A 16,929-nucleotide genomic window follows, 5' to 3' on the forward strand; every position below is an offset into this window, starting at 1 on the left:
GCGAACCAGACCGGAAGCCTTGTGTACAACGGGTTTTGCAAAGCTGGACCGCCTTGGCCCGCGCCCTGCCTGTCAGTGGATGTGCGAACCGGCGGCTGAAAACGTCACCGGATCTGCGGCGGTAGATCTGGTGAGGTCGCACTCACCGAACTGATCGGGTCGTCAAACCTCTTGGAGGGGGATTTCCTTGACGCGGGGGCTCAAAAAGTGCGTCGGGCAGCGAGACGGTCGCGACCAGTCCTCCGCTCACCAGCCGCCTGAAACGGACGGTCAGCCCGTGCCGGTCGGCGATCTCGCGGCTGACGACGAGGCCGACCCCGGAGGCGGACCCGACTTGGGAGGCGCGCCCCGCGACGATGTCGTTGAGGCGGTCCAGAGCGTCGTCCGAGACGTCTGGTCCGCTGTCGCCGACCCTGACCAAGGTGGCTGAACCGGTTCCTGCGGATGTTGGTCGTTCACCGCGAACCCAAACCCCGCCGGACCGCGGCGACACGGCCAGAGCGTTCTCGAGGAGATCGCCCATCACGTGCACCAGGTCCGATGCGACGTGTGCCTGCACGCGACGGGTAGGGAAGGCCCCAACGGTCACGCGTTGGTACCCATTGACCTCTGAAACCGCCGCGCACGCTAGTTCGCTGAGCACCGTCGGCGCATAAATGCTGCGGACGGTGGGCAGTCCCGCAAGGACCAGGGCGGCGTTGCTGTTGCGGCGCAGCTGGGCCGCGAGGTGGTCGAGTCTGAACAGACCAGCGAGGCGTTCGGGGTCCTCCTCGCGGTGCTGCAGGGCTTCCAGCACTTCGTGCTGTCGATCAACCAGGGCCGCGCCGCGCTCGGCCAGCGACGCGAAGAGGTCCGCGGTCGGCGCAGCGTCGTCGCTCAGCAGCGTCCTCGGACTATCCCCGACAGCGTGCTTTGCGGAACTGCGGCCGGACGCCCGAGTGCCCTCGTGAACTGATACCGCGGACATCTGCCCCCTTGATCACGCGCACGTCTTCTCGACCTGCTCGACGCACTTATCGACCAATCGGCCAGCGATATCCGGCCACCGACGATCCGCGTTGCCGGACCGACAGTAATGATTGCGGCAGCGAAAGGTAAAGGAATGGCAAGTCCACATTGTGGAGGGCGCCTGAGCGGCCGACGGTCGAGCCATCTTCGGCCGGCTCGAGCACACCCTCCGAGGGCGGAGCGGGGCGCCCTTAGTTTGGGCGTAGTGCCGCGGATCGTTGCGTCCAATGGTCTGGGCGTGCACGAAAACCGTCGACTGACGTCGACCGTCCGCGGGGAATCCGCGGCGAAGTTCGTTGGTGAGCCGAGAAGTCGCTGGTGAGCGGGCGGCATACGTTGGTCTGTTGATCCACTTCTGAGGCCACCTATGGTGGCGGGCCGCATGGCGGGTCTCCCGATGGTGCCCCTTTGGACGCGTTGTCCCATCAGGATGTCTTGCGTGTCCCAAGATGCGCAGCGCTAAGGGAATGGACAGGCCCATGGATCTCATACAGAAGGCTCCTCAACCGCGGCCACTGTGGACCACCGAGGACGTCGCCGGATATCTCGCCGTGCCCGTCAAGACGCTCTACAAGTGGCGGCTGGAGAAGCACGGGCCTCCATGTCTGCGAGTTGGCAAGCACCTGAGGTACGTACCCGAGGACGTCGTAGCCTGGGTCGACAGCCGCAAGCAGCTCGTCTCCTGAGGAATCAGCGTGTCTAGGCCGGTGCTTGAGCTTGGGTCATGGGGCCGCATCTGGGTCAGCGTTGGCTCCATCGGCCGAAACGGCAAGCCCACGTCCTTCAGGGCGCGTGCGCTCTACCGCGACTTCGATGGCCTGACCCGCGAGGTGGCGGCCGAAGGGCGCACCAAGAGCGCAGCCGAAGCCAGGCTCTTGAACAAGCTGCGTGAGCGGGCCAGCGCCCAGCACGGAGGCTCCCTGAAGTCGACGGACAAGTTCTCCGTCGCGGCCGAGCAGTGGTTCGAGCGTGTGGGAGAGATGGTGGCCGACGGCCGGCGGTCGCCTGGTACCCGCGAGGCGTACAGGCGAAAGCTGGACAGCCACGTACTACCTGCGTTGGGAGAGGTCCGCCTGGGCGAGATCACGACGCCCCTGGTGGACAGCGTGATCCGGTCAATCAAGCAACGCGTTGGTCCACCGACAGCCAAGTCCAGCCGGACCGTCATCTCGGGTGTCCTGAACTTGGCGGTGCGACATGGGGCTATCGTCACGAACCCGGTCCGCGACGTCGAGACCATCGCCTCCAGACCGAAACGGCATCCCCGAGCGCTGGACGAGGACGAGCGTCGAGCCTGGTTCGCCATGCTCGCAAGCGATCCCACGGCGGTCGCTGCGGACCTTTCCGACCTGACATCGTTCCTCCTCGCCACCGGGGTCAGGATTGGCGAGGCCCTCGGCCTCCTCTGGTCGGACGTCAACCTGTCGACCGGCGAGGTTGAGATTCGACACCAGGTCATGCGGGTCAAGGGGGAGGGACTCGTCCTGGTCGGCACAAAGAGCGCGGCGGGTGAGAGGCTCCTCAAGCTTCCGAGATGGTGCGCAGAGATCCTCGAGGCACGACGCGCGCGAGGCGTCCACCTGACCGAGCCCGTCTTCTGCGACGCGCTGGGCGGTTTCCGTGACCCGAACAACGTGCGTCGCGACCTTCGCCGAGCCCGCGCGCCCCACGGGAGTCAGGCCCGTCAGAGCCTCGGCGCTTCCCTCGCTCGAGCCCGTCGCTCGGCGAAGCTGTCTCGACAGGGGGTGGCCAAGGCGTTCGACTGGCCCCGCTCACGTGTCGAACTCGTCGAGGCGGGACGGGTGCGCGTCGAGGTGGACACCGCCGCGGCCCTCGCGGATCTCTACGGGGTCAAAGCCGGAGATCGATCCGCGCTGTTGAGCCAGGCCAAGGAGGCGTCGCAACCCGAGGCGGGGGACGCCTTGGCCTGGATCACGTCGCACAGCTTCAGGAAGACGACTGCGACCATCTTGGACGAGGCGGGCCAGTCGGCTCGGCAGATCGCCGACCAGCTCGGGCACGCCAGGCCATCGATGACCCAGGACGTGTACATGGGCCGGCGGGCCAAGAACCCTGGAGCCGCTGCGGCGCTGGACTCCGCGCTGAACCGGAGGCCGGAGTCAAAGCCGGAGGGTTTCCCGGAGGGAAGTCGAGTTCCGCACGGCGAGACAGACGTGTGACCTGCAGTTTTGGTGCGCCATCAGGGACTCGAACCCCGAACCCGCTGATTAAGAGTCAGCTGCTCTGCCAATTGAGCTAATGGCGCGCGAGGAGAGACCTTAGCAGGACGATGCGGGCGGCGTGAAATCGGCTGACGCCACGGCTCATTCGCCGGTCCGACGCCGGCTTGCGGCCACGAGGGCGGTGCCTCCGGCCAGGGCGAGGGCGGCCACTCCGACGGCGAGCCCGATCCGCAGGGCGCGGCCTCTTCCCTCGTCATCGTCGGCAGGCAGAGCCGAGGGCGCGGGGGTGGTCGGCTCGCTGGTGGTGGGCTCGGTCGTGGTCGAGGTCGTCGCCGGGGTGCTGGGAAGCGGTGTGGCGGTGGGGACGGCAGCCACCGAGAAGGTGGTGCGGTCGGAGACCGGGTGGCCGTCCTCGCTGACCACGTGGAAGGACACCGTGTAGCGGCCGTTCGGCAGGTTGTCCGCCAGGGCCTGGGTGACCGTCGACCCGTCGACGACGGCCCTGCCCTCAGACACGGACCCGTCGGGGCCGGCCACGCTGACGGTGGCGAAGCTCGTGCCGATCGGCTCGTTGAACGTCAGCACGACCTTCGTGGGGACGGCGGTCACCGTCGCGCCGTCCTTCGGGGAGATCGACCTCAATGCTGCATGGGCGTCGGCGCCGGTCGCCATGACGAGTGAGCTGAGGACCCCCAGCAGCAGGCCGAGGATGGCGACCCACACGCCGATCCTGATGACCTTGCGCTTGCCCTCGGAGTCCATGAACACCCGACCATCCTGCCCGACGTCGCCTGCCGTGCCCCCGCCACCCCGGACCTCACGCGGCCTCGCGCACCAGCCCCTCGGTGTGCCAGACAGGCCCACGACGCGAGTGGGCGACGGTCATCCCGTGCTCGCGCAGCACCCCGAGCATGGCCTCGGGTGGGTGGGCGAAGGACTGGTAGTGATGGCCGGTCAGCCGCAGGACCGCGTTCTGGCTGGCGACGAAGGCGCGGGTCACCAAGGTCCGCGGCGGGTGGCTGAAGACCAGGAGTCGGCCTGCGTGGTCGGCAGCCGTCCCCAGCAGGCGTTCGTAGTCGGGGTAGCAGCAGACGACCCGGTGCAGCACTACGACGTCCGCACGCTCGACCGCGTCGGGCTCCTCGACGATGTCGTGCAGACGGCGTTCGACCCGGTCGGCCACGCCGGCCTCCCGGGCCAGCTCGTCGGCCAGGCCGTCGTAGGACGTGACCAGCTCGAGGTTGGTGGTGCGGGAGGCCCCACGCCGCAGCAGCTCCAGCTGGATCTCGCCGACTCCGCCACCGATCTCCAGGACCGTCGCACCGTCGAGCCCCTGCGCGGCCAGGAAGGCCACCATGTCGCGCTCGGCCCTGCCCAGCCCGCGCTTGCGGTAGCGCCGCGCCATTCGGCGGGCGAACCGCGGGCTGAACACCTTGTCGAACCCGTGCGGGTCGCAACAGCCGGGCATGCAGTCAGTCTCGCGGCCCGCACCGGCCGGCGCCAGAGCCACCGGAGCGATGAAGACCTGGGGCGCTCTTCATGACCACATGTCCATAGATCTCTTGTCAACACGTGTCACTGTGACCTGTACATCTGAGGGTGGAAGGGTGAACCGTCGTCGTGATGCGCACCGTGCAGACCGAAGGTCTCGCGCCAGGGTGCCCAGAGGACCTCCCTCCTCACCCTGGCCCTCTGCCCCGGAGGACTCCTGCTGCCTCTGTGGTTCTACATTGCTGCCGTGCTGTTGGCCAGCAACCTCGTCGCGGTCTGGCGGGTCTTGGAGGAGTAGACGACGAAGGCCCCTGACCGTGTCGGTCAGGGGCCTTCGGTTTGGGGTGAGCGACGGGGCTTGAACCCGCGACCCCCGCGACCACAACGCGGTGCTCTACCAGCTGAGCTACGCCCACCATGCGTCGCGACCGGACAATGCCGGTCGCGGAAGCGACGCCAATAGTACCTGTTCCCGACCGGTGCTCGTGACCACCCCGGGAGTGACGCAGAGCGGCCGGCGAGGCCGCGGCATACCGACTTGTCGTGGTGCGGCGGTCAGTCGTGGTCGACGATGTGCCGCGCCGCGATGCCCTTGGCGGTGTCGCTGTCCGGCCCGGGCGGTGCCACGAAGACGGCCTCCCGGTAGTAGCGCAGCTCGGCGATCGACTCGCGGATGTCGGCGAGCGCGCGGTGGCCACCGGACTTCTTGGGCGAGCCGAAGTAGGCGCGCGGGTACCAGCGGCGGGACAGCTCCTTGATGGAGGAGACGTCGATGATGCGGTAGTGCAGGTGGGCCTCGAGCTCGGCCATGTCGCGGGCGAGGAAGTTGCGGTCGGTGCCGACGGTGTTGCCGCCCAGCGGGGCCTTGCGTGGCTCGGGCACCCACTCACGGACGTAGGCGAGCACCTGCTCCTGCGCTGCTTCCATGGTCGTGCCGGCGGGCAGCTCCTCGAGCAGACCCGAGGTCGTGTGCATGCTGCGGACGAAGGCGTCCATCTGCTCCAGGGCCGCGTCCGGCGGACGGATCACGACGTCGACGCCGTCGCCGAGCTGGTTGAGCTCGAAGTCGGTCACGAGGGCCGCGACCTCGATGAGGGCGTCGGCCTCGAGGGAGAGCCCGGTCATCTCGCAGTCGATCCAGACGATGCGGTCGTTGACAGAGCGGTCGGTGGGGGTGGCAGTCACCGGGCCACCTTATTGCCCCGGTGTGACACGGGCGGCTGCGCGACCTCCTCGACTACCCTTCCCGGCATGACGTGGGGACAGGGCCAGGAGTATGCCGCGGACGCACCGCCCACGGGCGCGCCCACGCCCGCCGGTGCCGGGTCGACGCCCTCCGGCCGCCGCCGCCTGCGTGGGTGGCTCCTGGTCGGGCTCATCGTCGTCGGGTTCGGCCTCGCGGCAGTCGTGCTCGCCGTCTACTACGGCGGCACCCTCGGCCTGGTGACGACGCTCCTGGCGCTGGTGCTCGCCGCCATTCCGCTCGGCATCGTCATCCCCACCTTCCTCTGGCTCGACCGCTTCGAGGCGGAGCCGGCCCGCTACCTCGTCACGGCGTTCCTGTGGGGGGCGCTGGTCGCCGCGCTGGTCGCCGGCATCTTCAACACCGGCGCCAACATCGCCTTCCAGGCCGCGACCGGTCGTGAGGACGACGCGCTGCTCGCGACCGCGGTCTTCTCCGCGCCCCTGGTGGAGGAGGCGTCGAAGGGTCTGCTCGTCCTGCTGATCTGGTGGTTCCGGCGTCGCGAGTTCGACGGGATCATCGACGGGATGGTCTATGCCGGGGTGGTCGCGGCCGGCTTCGCCTTCACCGAGAACATCCAGTACCTCGGGATGGCCTACAGCGACGGTGGCGACTCGGCCCTCACTGGCACCTTCATTGCCCGCTGCCTGTTCACGCCGTTCGCCCACCCCATGTTCACTGTGCTGACGGGGATCGGGATCGGGATCGCCGCCACGACCCGCAACCGTGGCCTCAAAGTGCTGGCACCGGTCGGTGGCTACCTCCTGGCCGTGCTGTCCCACGCTGTGTGGAACCTGGCTGCCATCACCGGGGGCGCCGGGATGCTCTCGGTCTACCTCGTCGTCGAGGTGCCGATCTTCATCGGGTTCGTCGCGCTGGTCGTCTGGGCCCGTCGTAGGGAGGGACGCCTCATCGGCCGGCACCTCAGCGAGTACGCCGACGCAGGCTGGCTGTCGCCCAGCGAGGTGCAGATGTTGTCCACCATGAACGGCCGTCGCTCGGCCCGGGTCTGGGCTCGCACGTCCGGTGGCCGGGCCATGCTGCGGTCGATGCGCCGGTTCCAGGACTCCGCGAGCGAGCTGGCCCTCCTGCGAGCACGGATGCACCACAGCGCTGCCGACACCCGTGCGCTCGAGACCGAGCGCGAGCTCCTGCTGGCCATCACCGCCAGCCGCAGGGACTTCCTCGGCGCGTACTAGCGTGCAGGGCGTGCGCACCCTCGAACTCGCCTCCGCCATCGGTCCGGACCTGATCGCGCTCCGCCGCCGGCTCCACCAGATCCCCGAGCTCGGGATGTCGCTCCCGCTCACCCAGCAGGCGGTGCTCGAGGCGCTCGACGGGCTCGACCTGGAGATCACGCTGGGTGAGTCGCTGTCGTCCGTCGTCGCCGTCCTGCGCGGCCGTGGCACGACGACCGACTCGGGTGCCGACGCGACCGCGGCGGAGCGCCCGGTCGTGCTGCTGCGGGGTGACATGGACGCCCTGCCCGTGACCGAGGACCTGCCGCTCGACTACGTCTCGCAGCACCAGGGCCTCATGCACGCCTGTGGTCACGACCTGCACGTGGCGGGGCTCGTGGGCGCCGCGCGGATCCTCCACGAGCTGCGCGACGAGCTCGAGGGTGACGTCGTCTTCATGTTCCAGCCGGGGGAGGAGGGCCCCGGTGGTGCGAAGCCGATGATCGACGAGGGCCTGCTCGACGTGGCCGGGCGCCGGGTCGACGCGGCATACGCCCTGCACGTCTACTCCTCCGAGCATCCGCTCGGCACGTGGTTCGGTCGGCCCGGCCCCCTCATGGCTGCCGCGGACGAGGTGAAGGTGCGGGTGGTCGGCGAGGGCGGACACGGGTCGCAGCCGTTCCGCGCCAAGGACCCCATCCCGGTCGCGTGCGAGATCGTCGTGGCGTTGCAGACGCTGGTCACGCGACAGTTCGACGTCTTCGACCCCGTGGTCATCACGGTCGGGAAGTTCGTCGGCGGCACCAAGGACAACATCATCCCGGACGACGCGGTCTTCGAGGCGACGCTGCGCAGCCTGTCCGAGAAGGCCCGCGCCGAGATGGCGGCGAAGATCGAGCTGCTCTCGACTCGCCTGGCCGGGGCCCACGGCCTGACCGCCGAGGTCGAATACATCCCCGGTTACCCCGTGACGGTGAACGACGAGGGCGAGTACGCCTTCGCCAAGGGCACCATCGTCGACCTGTTCGGAACGGATCGTTACGTCCACCAGCGGAACCCGGAGATGGGTGCGGAGGACTTCGCCTTCGTCGGGCAGGAGGTGCCCAGCGCCTACGTGAACCTCAGCGCCTGTCCAGCCACGAACTACGCGTCGGCCCCCGACAACCACTCCCCGCGGGCCGACTTCGACGACTCGGTCGTCCCCGACGGTGCGGCCCTGCTCGCCGAGCTCGCCCTCCGTCGCCTGCGCCAGCTGGCGGATCCCGGAGGGAGCACGCGATCGTCCTAGACTCTGCGGCATTGCCCCCGTAGCTCAGCGGATAGAGCGAGTCACTTCTAATGACTGGGTCGCAGGTTCGAGTCCTGCCGGGGGCACCAACCACCGCGACTCCTGGCCATCCATGCTTCAGCGCGGGCCCCGATCGGGCCATTGATCCAGCACCTCTGGCCAGAAGTGGTGCCTTCAGGCGGCGGCTTGGCGGGCCGATCGCGAGTCGCGCTTCCGGCTGGCAGGATCGCCGGCATGGCTGAAGGGCGATGGCTGGAGCGGTACCAAGCAGGGGAGCGCGAGCTGGTGTGGCACGAGCTGCGCCAGCTGGGTGACCGGGTGCGTGCGCCCGAGTTCGCCGCTGAGGCCCAGGCCGTGTGCGACGAGATGGCGACGCGCGCCGCGCACAACGTCCGGTTGGTCGTGGACCGGCTCCGCGAGCAGGGGTACCGCTTTCACGTGAACGACAACCGGCAGGCCGCCGTCGAGCCGTTCCACCCGCCGGGCCCCGAGGCGCGGGCCCACGTCGCCTGGCTGGAGGACCGTCTCGGGCCGATCCCGATGGCCCTGTCGTCGTGGATCCGGTTGGTCGGAGACGTGTGGCTGGTCGGCACGCACCCGCGGTGGCGGGAGTCCTCCCAGGCCGACCCGCTCGTGCTCGAGGCGGAGGGCTCGCAGTACCCGGACTCCTCCATCCGCGACTACTTCGAGGACGAGCACGAGGCCTGGCAGGAGGCGCGCGACGCCGGGGACGACGAACCGTTCCTGCTCCCCTTGGCTCCCGACCGGCTGCACAAAGCCAACATCAGCGGCGGCGGCCCCTACGGCGTGCCCCTTCCGGACCGCACCGCGGAGGGACTCTTCGTCGGAGAGGTCGCCATGCCCTTCGTCGCCTACCTCAACCTCGTCTTCAGCCAGGGCGGCTTCCCGGGCCAGACCGACGGCGACGCGCAGTGGGAGGTCCGCAGCAGGCTGTCCGAAGGCATGCTCGCGCTCTGACCCGCGACGCCGGTGGGGCTACCTCGCGTCGCGTCCCGCACTGGCGCGTCCTGCCCTCGCGCGTCCTGCCCTCGCGCGTCCGCCGTCGCGCGTCGCGACCTCGCGCGTCGCGACCTCGCGGATCGGCGGTCAGCCGGAGAGCTCGACGACGGCGATCGGCTCGTAGTGCGGCCGCCCCTTGCCCTCGCCGCGGTGCGACGCGAACACGGTGACCTCGTCCGCGGTCCAGGCCGGACCGGCATACGCGTCGAGCACCCGCAACCACCGCGTCGCCTCGAATGGATGGCGTGACCTGGCCACGGTGAGGTGCGGCGTGAAGGGCCCACCCTCGGGGTTGGCGCCGGCATGGCTGCACGCGCGACGGACCGCACGGGCCAGTCCGGCCAGTGACTCGAGATCGTGCGGGTCGCCGTCGATCCCCATCCAGGTGACGCGTGCCTCGTACGGGTTGGGGAAGGCGCCCCCACCGCGGATCGACAGCGCCAGGGGTCGGCGGCTCGCGACCGCCTCGGCGACTCCCTCGACCATCGGGTCGACCAGCCGGCTCGGGATGTCGGCCATGAACGCCGTCGTGACGTGCCAGAGGCTGGGATCGGTCCAGCGCAGGTCCGGCCCGGCGTCCCGGCGCGGGTCGAGGAACTCCGCGAGGTCGTCCAGGACCGACTCGGGAGGGACGACGGCGGCAAAGATGCGCATCGTCCCATTCTGTCGGGGAGGCATTCCCGTGGAGTGCTCCGTGTGGCGCAGCGCTGGATTAGATTGGCGCGAGGAGGAAGGGGCCCCATGCAGCTGTCGAGCTTTCCGGGCGCAGCAGGACGTTCAACGTCTCGCTTCGAGTGGACGCCGCCGCGCACCTGGTTCGTGACCGCCAGGCTCCTCGAGCTCGCAGCCGCGGTGGCCATCCTCGGGTGGCTCCTCCAGAGCTGGCAGGTCTACCAGTCCACGGCGCAGAACTTCGGCGAAGACGGCACCCCGACGGCTGCACCTCCGTTCCTCGACCGCGTCACGCTCTTCGCGATGTACGGCTTCGGGTACGGGCAGACCCCGTTCGGCGCCCCGATCGCCTGCCTGCTCGTGCTCGGGCTGGTCGCCGTCCTGCACTTCGCCCAGCCGGTCAACCACGCGTCGGTGCTGCGCTGGGAGGTCTTCAGTCTCTGGGCGGTCGTGTTCCTGGGCAACCTGGCATTGGTCCTCTCGGTGGTGGTGGCACTGTTCCGCGGTGACCCCAACGCGCCGCCGGATGACGGGGTGGTTCGCCTTGACACCGGGCCCAGCATCATCGAGGTGCTGGCGGCCGGGGCGACCCTTCCGGTGCTGTGTCTCCTCCTGCTGTCGGTCTCGGCGCTCTGGTGGCTGCGGCTCCCCGTCGACTTCGAGGCGCCTGACGACGAGCCGGACACGTCGGCCCGGGCGCCCCGCCGCTGGCGGCCTGCACCCGCGCCCGACGCCAATGTCGACGACCTCACCCTCGACGGGGTGGAGCTGATCGAGCCGGTCGAGCGCCTGCACCCGCGCGACGACGGCGGCGACGGCTCGACGGGCAGCGGCTACGACGACTACTTCCGCAGGTTCTAGGGTCCTCTTTTCGAACGCATGCCTCCGGTCGGGTCTGTCGCGTGCAGTCGCGGTCGTTCGGTTCGTTAGGCTTGCGGTGTGATTTCCAGGGACGACGCCGTGTCCATGCTGGGCGCCGTCTCGACCCTCCGCGAAGAGGTCGAACAGGCCCGGCTGCCTCTCGACATCCCTGACGCGATGACCGGACGAGCGACCCGCGACGCCCTCCTCAAGCAGCTCGACGACTACGTCATCCCGCGGCTCCGCTCCCTCGATGCGCCCCTGCTGGCCGTCGTCGGGGGGTCGACAGGAGCCGGCAAGTCGACGCTGGTCAACTCGATCGTCGACGCAGAGGTCAGTCGCTCCGGGGTGCTGCGACCCACGACCACGACGCCGGTGCTGGTGCACCACCCCCAGGACGAGCGGTGGTTCTCCGACGACCGCGTGCTCCCCAACCTGAGCCGGGTCACCGGTGCCCCGAGCAAGGGTGAGGGAGGCGGGTCCCTGCGCCTCGTGCAGTCCAGCTCCCTCCCGCCCGGCATGGCACTGCTCGACGCCCCCGACATCGACTCGGTGGTCAGCGCCAACCGCGCGCTGGCCTCGCAGCTGCTCGCCGCCGCGGACCTCTGGCTCTTCGTCACGACCGCCGCGCGCTACGCGGATGCGGTGCCGTGGGACCTGCTGCGCGAAGCCTCCGAACGCGGCACCGCCGTCGCGATCGTCCTCGACCGGGTCCCGCCGGAGGCGATGGCCGACATCCGCAGCCACCTCGCGTCGATGCTGCGTGAGCAGGGCCTGTCCACCGCACCCATCTTCGGCATCCCGGAGGCGCCCCTCACGGCCGAGGGGCGCCTGCCTGAGCCCGACGTGGCCCGACTGCGGTCGTGGCTCACCGCGCTGGCCAGCGACGCCCGGGCCCGCTCGGTGATCGTCACGCAGACCCTGGACGGCGCCCTGGGCAGCCTCGACGAGCGCGCCCGTGTGCTGGTGACGGCGACCCAGCAGCAGGCGCAGGCCCTGGCGGCCCTCCACCAGGAGTCCGACGCGGCCTACCGCGAGGCGCTCGCCAACGTCGAGCACGGCATGACCGACGGCACCCTCCTGCGTGGAGAGGTGCTCGCTCGCTGGCAGGAGTACGTCGGCACCGGCGAGTTCTTCAAGCAGGTCGAGTCGACCATCTCCAAGGTCCGTGACCGGATCACTGCGGCGCTCAAGGGCCAGGCCCCACCCTCCGGAGACCTCGGTGAGGCGCTGCAGACCGGAGTCGCGGCCCTGATCAATGCCCAGGGGCAGGGCGCCGCGGCGACCGCAGCCCGTCAGTGGCGCAAGCTCCCGGGCGGCGACGCGCTGCTCGACCAGGCGACGGGGCTGTCGAAGGCGTCCCCCGACCTGGGTGAGCGCACCGAGCGGCTGGTCCGTGACTGGCAGGGCGAGGTGCTCGAGCTGGTGCGCGGCGAGGGCAAGGACCGTCGCACGACAGCCCGCATCGCGGCATACGGACTCAACGGCATCGGCGTGATTCTCATGCTGGTGGCCTTCGCGCACACCGGCGGCCTGGTCGGCGCCGAGGTGGGCATCGCCGGCGGCACCGCGGTCCTGGCCCAGAAGGTCCTCGAGGCCATCTTCGGCGACCAGGCGGTGCGAGACATGGCGACCAAGGCGCGCAAGCGCCTCCTTGAGCACGTGCAGGAGCTGTATGCCGCGGAGCGGGTCCGCTACGACGCGGCCCTCGAGGACGTGGAGACCAAACCAGGCCAGGCGCAACGCCTCGCCGACGCGGCAGCAGCGGTGAAGGCGGTTCGATGAGCCCGTTGACCATGGGCAGCAAGCAGGTCAAGGCAGTCAGCTCGGAGGAGCTGACTGCCAGGACCGGCGCCCTCGAGCAGGCCATCGAGGCCGGCGGGCGGGAGCTCGACCCTGCCGCAGTTGCGTCCGCCCGCGCCGTGGTCGACAAGATCGGCGAGCGGATCTCGAAGGCCGGCAACCACACCGTGGTCGCGCTCGCGGGCGCCACCGGTTCGGGCAAGTCCAGCCTCTTCAACGCGTTGGTCGAAGCCGACGTCGCCGTGGTCGGCGCTCGACGGCCCACGACCTCGCGGCCCGTGGCAGCGGTCTGGGGCGACGACGACGCCACCGAGCTGCTGGACTGGCTGTCCGTGGCGCAGCGCCACCACGTGACGCCTCGGGCGACCGACGCGACCCGCGTCACGCCCTGGACCCTCGACGGCCTGGTGCTGCTCGACCTGCCCGACTTCGACTCGCGGGTGGTCGCCCACCGCGAGGAGTCCGAGCGGGTGCTCGAGCTGGTGGACGTGTTCGTGTGGGTCACCGACCCGCAGAAGTACGCGGACGCGCGGCTGCACGACGACTACCTGCGCGTCCTGGCCACGCACGACGCCGTGACCGTGGTCGTCCTCAACCAGTCCGACCGCCTCACCCGCGAGGCGACCGGCCAGATCCGCAACGACCTCACGCGGCTCGCGGCGGTCGACGGGATCCCCGGCGTCCAGGTCATCACCACCTCTGCCACCAGCGGCGTCGGGGTCGACGACCTGCGGATGCGGCTCGCGACGGCGGTGGCCGCCCAGAACGCCGCCCAGCACCGCCTGCTCGCCGACGTGTCGGCCAGCGCCGCGACGTTGCGCGGCGGAGTGGCCCCGACCGAGGCGACCCTGTCCGAGACGGTGGATGCCGAGCTCGTCGACGCACTCTCGCGGGCCGCCGGCATCCCCACGGTCGTGGCCGCGGTCGAGCGTGACTACCGCAACCAGGCCTGGGGCCGCACCGGCTGGCCGTTCACCCGCTGGGTCCGCGCCCTGCGGCCCGACCCGATGAAGCGGCTTCGGCTCAACACCCGTGACGCGGTCGAGGAGAAGCTCGCCGTCACGGCCGGCGACGTGCGCACCGTGCTCGGTCGCTCGTCGCTGCCGCCCCCGACCCCTGCAGCGCGCTCGGCGGTCGAGCTGGCCACCCGTCGCGTGGGAGACCAGGCGGCCGAGGGCCTGCCCAGCCGGTGGGCCGAGGCGGTCGCCGACGCGGCGACACCGCCGGGCCCCGAGCTCGCCGACGCGCTCGACCAGGCGGTCGTGGGCACGTCGCTGAAGATGCGGGCTCCCCTGTGGTGGCGGCTGTTCGGAGCGGCGCAGCTCGTGCTGGCCCTGGTCGCGGTGCTCGGTTTCCTCTGGCTCGCCGTGCTCGTGGTGATGGGGTGGCTCGCGCTCCCCGACATCGAGACGCCGCGGCTCGGTCCGTTGCCCTACCCGCTGCTGATGTTCGTCGGGGGCCTGCTCCTCGGGCTCGGCCTGGCCGCACTGGCCCGTGCCCTCGGGCGCCGGGGCGCACGACACCGGGGTCGGCAGATCCGACGGCGCCTCACCGACAAGGTCGCCGAGGTCGCTGGCGAGCGCATCGTCGGCCCGGTGCGGGCCGTGCTCGATCGGCACCGCCAGACCCGCGAGTCGCTCGAGCGGGCGGAGCAGCTTTCGCGCCGTTGAGGCGTTGCTCGTGCACCGGTCGTCCCACTCCCTCGGGGTGTCCACAGGCGCGAGCGTGCCCTGTCGCGGGGGCCCTGGCAGCCACACCACAGTTGCCTCGTAACCCGGGGTCGTACCCCGGGCTCATGGACAGGTGAGACGACACAGATGAGGTGAGCGAGATGAACGAGTCCTACATCACGGTGACCGGTCGGGTGGTGGCCGACCCCGAGTCGCGGACCACCCGCCACGGGGTGCCGTTCGCGGCCTTCCGACTGGCGTCGACGGTGCGCCGGCTCAATCCCAAGACGCGGGAGTACGAGGACGGCGGCACCAGCTTCTACAACGTGACGGCGTTCCGGTCCCTCGGCGCCAACGTCGCGAACTCGCTCAAGAAGGGCGAGCCCGTGGTCGTCTACGGCCGGCTCCGGATCAACCAGTGGCTGCGCCAGGACAACAGCCACGCAACCTCGGTCGAGATCGACGCCTACAACGTCGGTCACGACCTCAGCTGGGGCACCACCTCGCTGACCCGCGTGTCCCGGGCCCAGCTCGACACGCAGGACCGGATGGCCGACGAGGGGGTGCAGGATGCGATGGCGGCACTCGAGGGTGAACCGGTCGCGGTCGAGGAGGACTTCGCCTCCTACGACCCCGGCGACCTCGCCACCCGGCGGGCCACGGGGGAGCACGACCCGGAGACGGACGACTACGAGGTGGCGCTCGAGCCGACCGGTGAAGTGCCTCGGGGTGACGGCGGTCGCGAGCTCTCGACCGTGTGACGCGGATTCGGGCGTGGGGGCCCCGGCCGATAGCCTTGCCCCCATGCCCGAGTTCATCTACGTCATGTCGAAGGCCCGCAAGGCCCACGGCGACAAGGTCATCCTCGATGACGTCACCATCTCCTTCTACCCCGGCGCCAAGATCGGCGTCGTCGGGCCGAACGGAGCCGGCAAGTCATCGGTCCTCAAGATCATGGCCGGCCTCGACCAGCCGTCCAACGGTGAGGCCCGGCTGACGCCCGGTTACACCGTCGGGATCCTCATGCAGGAGCCCGAGCTCAACGAGGAGAAGACGGTGCTCGGCAACGTCGAGGAGGGCGCCGGCGAGATCAAGGCGCAGCTCGACCGCTACAACGCCATCTCCGCCGAGATGGCCGAGCCAGACGCCGACTTCGACGCGCTGATGGAGGAGATGGGCAAGCTGCAGGAGGCCATCGACGCCGCCGACGCCTGGGACCTCGACTCCCAGCTCGAGCAGGCGATGGACGCCCTGCGCTGCCCGCCGCCGGACGCCGACGTGACCGTCCTCTCCGGTGGTGAGCGCCGCCGGGTCGCCCTCTGCAAGCTGCTCCTGCAGAAGCCCGACCTGCTGCTGCTCGACGAGCCCACCAACCACCTCGACGCGGAGTCGGTCCTCTGGCTCGAGCAGCACCTCGGGGCCTACCACGGTGCCGTCGTCGCGGTCACCCACGACCGCTACTTCATGGACAACGTCGCCCAGTGGATCCTCGAGCTCGACCGCGGCCGCGCCTACCCCTACGAGGGCAACTACTCGACCTACCTCGAGAAGAAGCAGGCCCGTCTGCAGGTGCAGGGCAAGAAGGACGCCAAGCTGTCCAAGCGGCTCAAGGAAGAGCTCGAGTGGGTGCGGTCCAACGCCAAGGCCCGTCAGGTGAAGTCCAAGGCTCGCCTGGCCCGCTACGAGGAGATGGCAGCCGAGGCCGACCGCACGCGCAAGCTCGACTTCGACGAGATCGCCATCCCGCCGGGCCCGCGCCTGGGGTCGACGGTGATCGAGGTCAAGGACCTGAAGAAGGGGTTCGGCGACCGCGTCCTCATCGACAAGCTCTCGTTCACATTGCCGCGCAACGGAATCGTCGGCGTCATCGGGCCCAACGGTGTCGGCAAGACCACCCTCTTCAAGACCATCGTCGGCCTCGAGGAGGCCGACAGCGGCTCGGTCAAGGTGGGCGAGACGGTCAAGATCTCCTACGTCGACCAGAGCCGCGGCGGTCTCGACCCCGAGAAGAACCTCTGGGAGACGGTGTCCGGCGGCCACGACTACATCAACGTCGGCCAGGTCGAGATCCCGTCGCGGGCCTACGTGTCGCAGTTCGGCTTCAAGGGGCCGGACCAGCAGAAGAAGACCGGCATCCTGTCCGGTGGCGAGCGCAACCGGCTCAACCTGGCGCTCACCCTCAAGGAGGGCGGCAACCTGCTCCTGCTCGACGAGCCGACCAACGACCTCGACGTCGAGACCCTGGGTTCGCTGGAGAACGCCCTGCTCGAGTTCCCCGGGTGCGCCGTGGTGATCAGCCACGACCGGTGGTTCCTCGACCGGGTGGCGACGCACATCCTCGCCTACGAGGGTGACGACGAGAACCCCGCCAAGTGGTACTGGTTCGAGGGCAACTTCGAGTCCTACGAGGCCAACAAGGTCGACCGCCTCGGCGCCGACGCCGCCCGACCGCACCGCGTCACCTACCGCAAGCTGACCCGCGACTGACGGGCCCGACTGCACGACGCATGAC

15 protein-coding genes and 3 tRNA genes are annotated in these 16,929 nt (G+C 70.0%); 11 read left to right on the top strand and 7 right to left on the bottom strand.

Annotated elements, in window-relative coordinates; translation table 11 throughout:
- Nucleotides 1-142: 142 nt before the first annotated feature.
- Nucleotides 143-967 (bottom strand): sensor histidine kinase, encoded by an 825-nt coding sequence (locus AC1DWJ_RS13950; RefSeq protein WP_477621102.1) that lies wholly within the window; start codon nt 965-967, stop codon nt 143-145.
- Nucleotides 968-1,487: 520 nt separating this feature from the next.
- Between AC1DWJ_RS13950 and AC1DWJ_RS13955 the strand changes: the two genes are divergently transcribed.
- Together AC1DWJ_RS13955 and AC1DWJ_RS13960 are read left to right on the top strand one after the other, a co-directional pair.
- Complete coding sequence (locus AC1DWJ_RS13955; protein WP_477621103.1) at nt 1,488-1,694, top strand: helix-turn-helix transcriptional regulator; 207 nt, start codon at nt 1,488-1,490, stop codon at nt 1,692-1,694.
- A 9-nt stretch (nt 1,695-1,703) separates the two neighbouring features.
- Complete coding sequence (locus AC1DWJ_RS13960) at nt 1,704-3,188, top strand: tyrosine-type recombinase/integrase (RefSeq protein ID WP_477621104.1); 1,485 nt, start codon at nt 1,704-1,706, stop codon at nt 3,186-3,188.
- A gap of 10 nt (nt 3,189-3,198) precedes the next feature.
- Here the strand turns inward: AC1DWJ_RS13960 and AC1DWJ_RS13965 are convergent.
- The 5 genes from AC1DWJ_RS13965 to orn form a co-directional block, all read right to left on the bottom strand.
- Nucleotides 3,199-3,274, bottom strand: a tRNA-Lys gene (locus AC1DWJ_RS13965).
- Between the two features lie 58 nt (nt 3,275-3,332).
- Nucleotides 3,333-3,953, bottom strand: a complete 621-nt coding sequence (locus AC1DWJ_RS13970) for a copper resistance CopC family protein (RefSeq protein ID WP_457255870.1) — start codon at nt 3,951-3,953, stop codon at nt 3,333-3,335.
- Between the two features lie 55 nt (nt 3,954-4,008).
- Entirely contained in the window at nt 4,009-4,659 is a 651-nt protein-coding gene (locus tag AC1DWJ_RS13975) for a class I SAM-dependent methyltransferase (RefSeq protein WP_457255614.1), read from the bottom strand.
- A gap of 363 nt (nt 4,660-5,022) precedes the next feature.
- Nucleotides 5,023-5,098: transfer RNA gene (locus AC1DWJ_RS13980), tRNA-His, on the bottom strand.
- Nucleotides 5,099-5,237: 139 nt separating this feature from the next.
- Nucleotides 5,238-5,807: an oligoribonuclease gene (orn, locus tag AC1DWJ_RS13985; protein ID WP_457255871.1), complete on the bottom strand. Its 570-nt coding sequence runs from the start codon at nt 5,805-5,807 to the stop codon at nt 5,238-5,240.
- A 126-nt stretch (nt 5,808-5,933) separates the two neighbouring features.
- Here orn and AC1DWJ_RS13990 point away from each other — a divergent pair, with 126 nt between their 5' ends.
- The 4 genes from AC1DWJ_RS13990 to AC1DWJ_RS14005 all read left to right on the top strand — a co-directional run bounded on the left by AC1DWJ_RS13990 (nt 5,934) and on the right by AC1DWJ_RS14005 (nt 9,369).
- Entirely contained in the window at nt 5,934-7,124 is a 1,191-nt protein-coding gene (locus tag AC1DWJ_RS13990; RefSeq protein WP_457255615.1) for a PrsW family intramembrane metalloprotease, read from the top strand.
- 10 nt (nt 7,125-7,134) lie between these two features.
- Nucleotides 7,135-8,391, top strand: a complete 1,257-nt coding sequence (locus tag AC1DWJ_RS13995) for a M20 metallopeptidase family protein (RefSeq protein ID WP_457255616.1) — start codon at nt 7,135-7,137, stop codon at nt 8,389-8,391.
- A 13-nt stretch (nt 8,392-8,404) separates the two neighbouring features.
- Nucleotides 8,405-8,480 (top strand) — tRNA-Arg (locus AC1DWJ_RS14000).
- A gap of 145 nt (nt 8,481-8,625) precedes the next feature.
- A complete protein-coding gene (locus tag AC1DWJ_RS14005; protein ID WP_457255617.1) occupies nt 8,626-9,369 on the top strand; it encodes a hypothetical protein in 744 nt (247 codons plus the stop codon).
- 129 nt (nt 9,370-9,498) lie between these two features.
- Here the strand turns inward: AC1DWJ_RS14005 and thpR are convergent, their stop codons facing one another.
- A complete protein-coding gene (gene thpR / locus AC1DWJ_RS14010; protein WP_457255618.1) occupies nt 9,499-10,065 on the bottom strand; it encodes an RNA 2',3'-cyclic phosphodiesterase in 567 nt (188 codons plus the stop codon).
- Nucleotides 10,066-10,230: 165 nt separating this feature from the next.
- Here thpR and AC1DWJ_RS14015 point away from each other — a divergent pair, with 165 nt between their 5' ends.
- The 5 genes from AC1DWJ_RS14015 (at nt 10,231) to ettA (ending at nt 16,904) form a co-directional block, all read left to right on the top strand.
- Nucleotides 10,231-10,944 (top strand): hypothetical protein, encoded by a 714-nt coding sequence (locus tag AC1DWJ_RS14015; protein WP_477621105.1) that lies wholly within the window; start codon nt 10,231-10,233, stop codon nt 10,942-10,944.
- Nucleotides 10,945-11,022: 78 nt separating this feature from the next.
- Entirely contained in the window at nt 11,023-12,729 is a 1,707-nt protein-coding gene (locus tag AC1DWJ_RS14020; protein ID WP_457255620.1) for a dynamin family protein, read from the top strand.
- Complete coding sequence (locus AC1DWJ_RS14025) at nt 12,726-14,417, top strand: dynamin family protein (RefSeq protein WP_457255621.1); 1,692 nt, start codon at nt 12,726-12,728, stop codon at nt 14,415-14,417. Before AC1DWJ_RS14020 ends, AC1DWJ_RS14025 begins: the two co-directional genes overlap by 4 nt.
- A gap of 161 nt (nt 14,418-14,578) precedes the next feature.
- Nucleotides 14,579-15,178: a single-stranded DNA-binding protein gene (gene ssb, locus AC1DWJ_RS14030; RefSeq protein ID WP_457255872.1), complete on the top strand. Its 600-nt coding sequence runs from the start codon at nt 14,579-14,581 to the stop codon at nt 15,176-15,178.
- 43 nt (nt 15,179-15,221) lie between these two features.
- The gene (gene ettA, locus AC1DWJ_RS14035) at nt 15,222-16,904 is read left to right on the top strand and encodes an energy-dependent translational throttle protein EttA (RefSeq protein WP_457255622.1); all 1,683 of its coding nucleotides are present in this window, start codon (nt 15,222-15,224) and stop codon (nt 16,902-16,904) included.
- Nucleotides 16,905-16,929 lie beyond the last annotated feature (25 nt).

It is taken from the genome of Pedococcus sp. P2_D7, assembly GCF_056404295.1.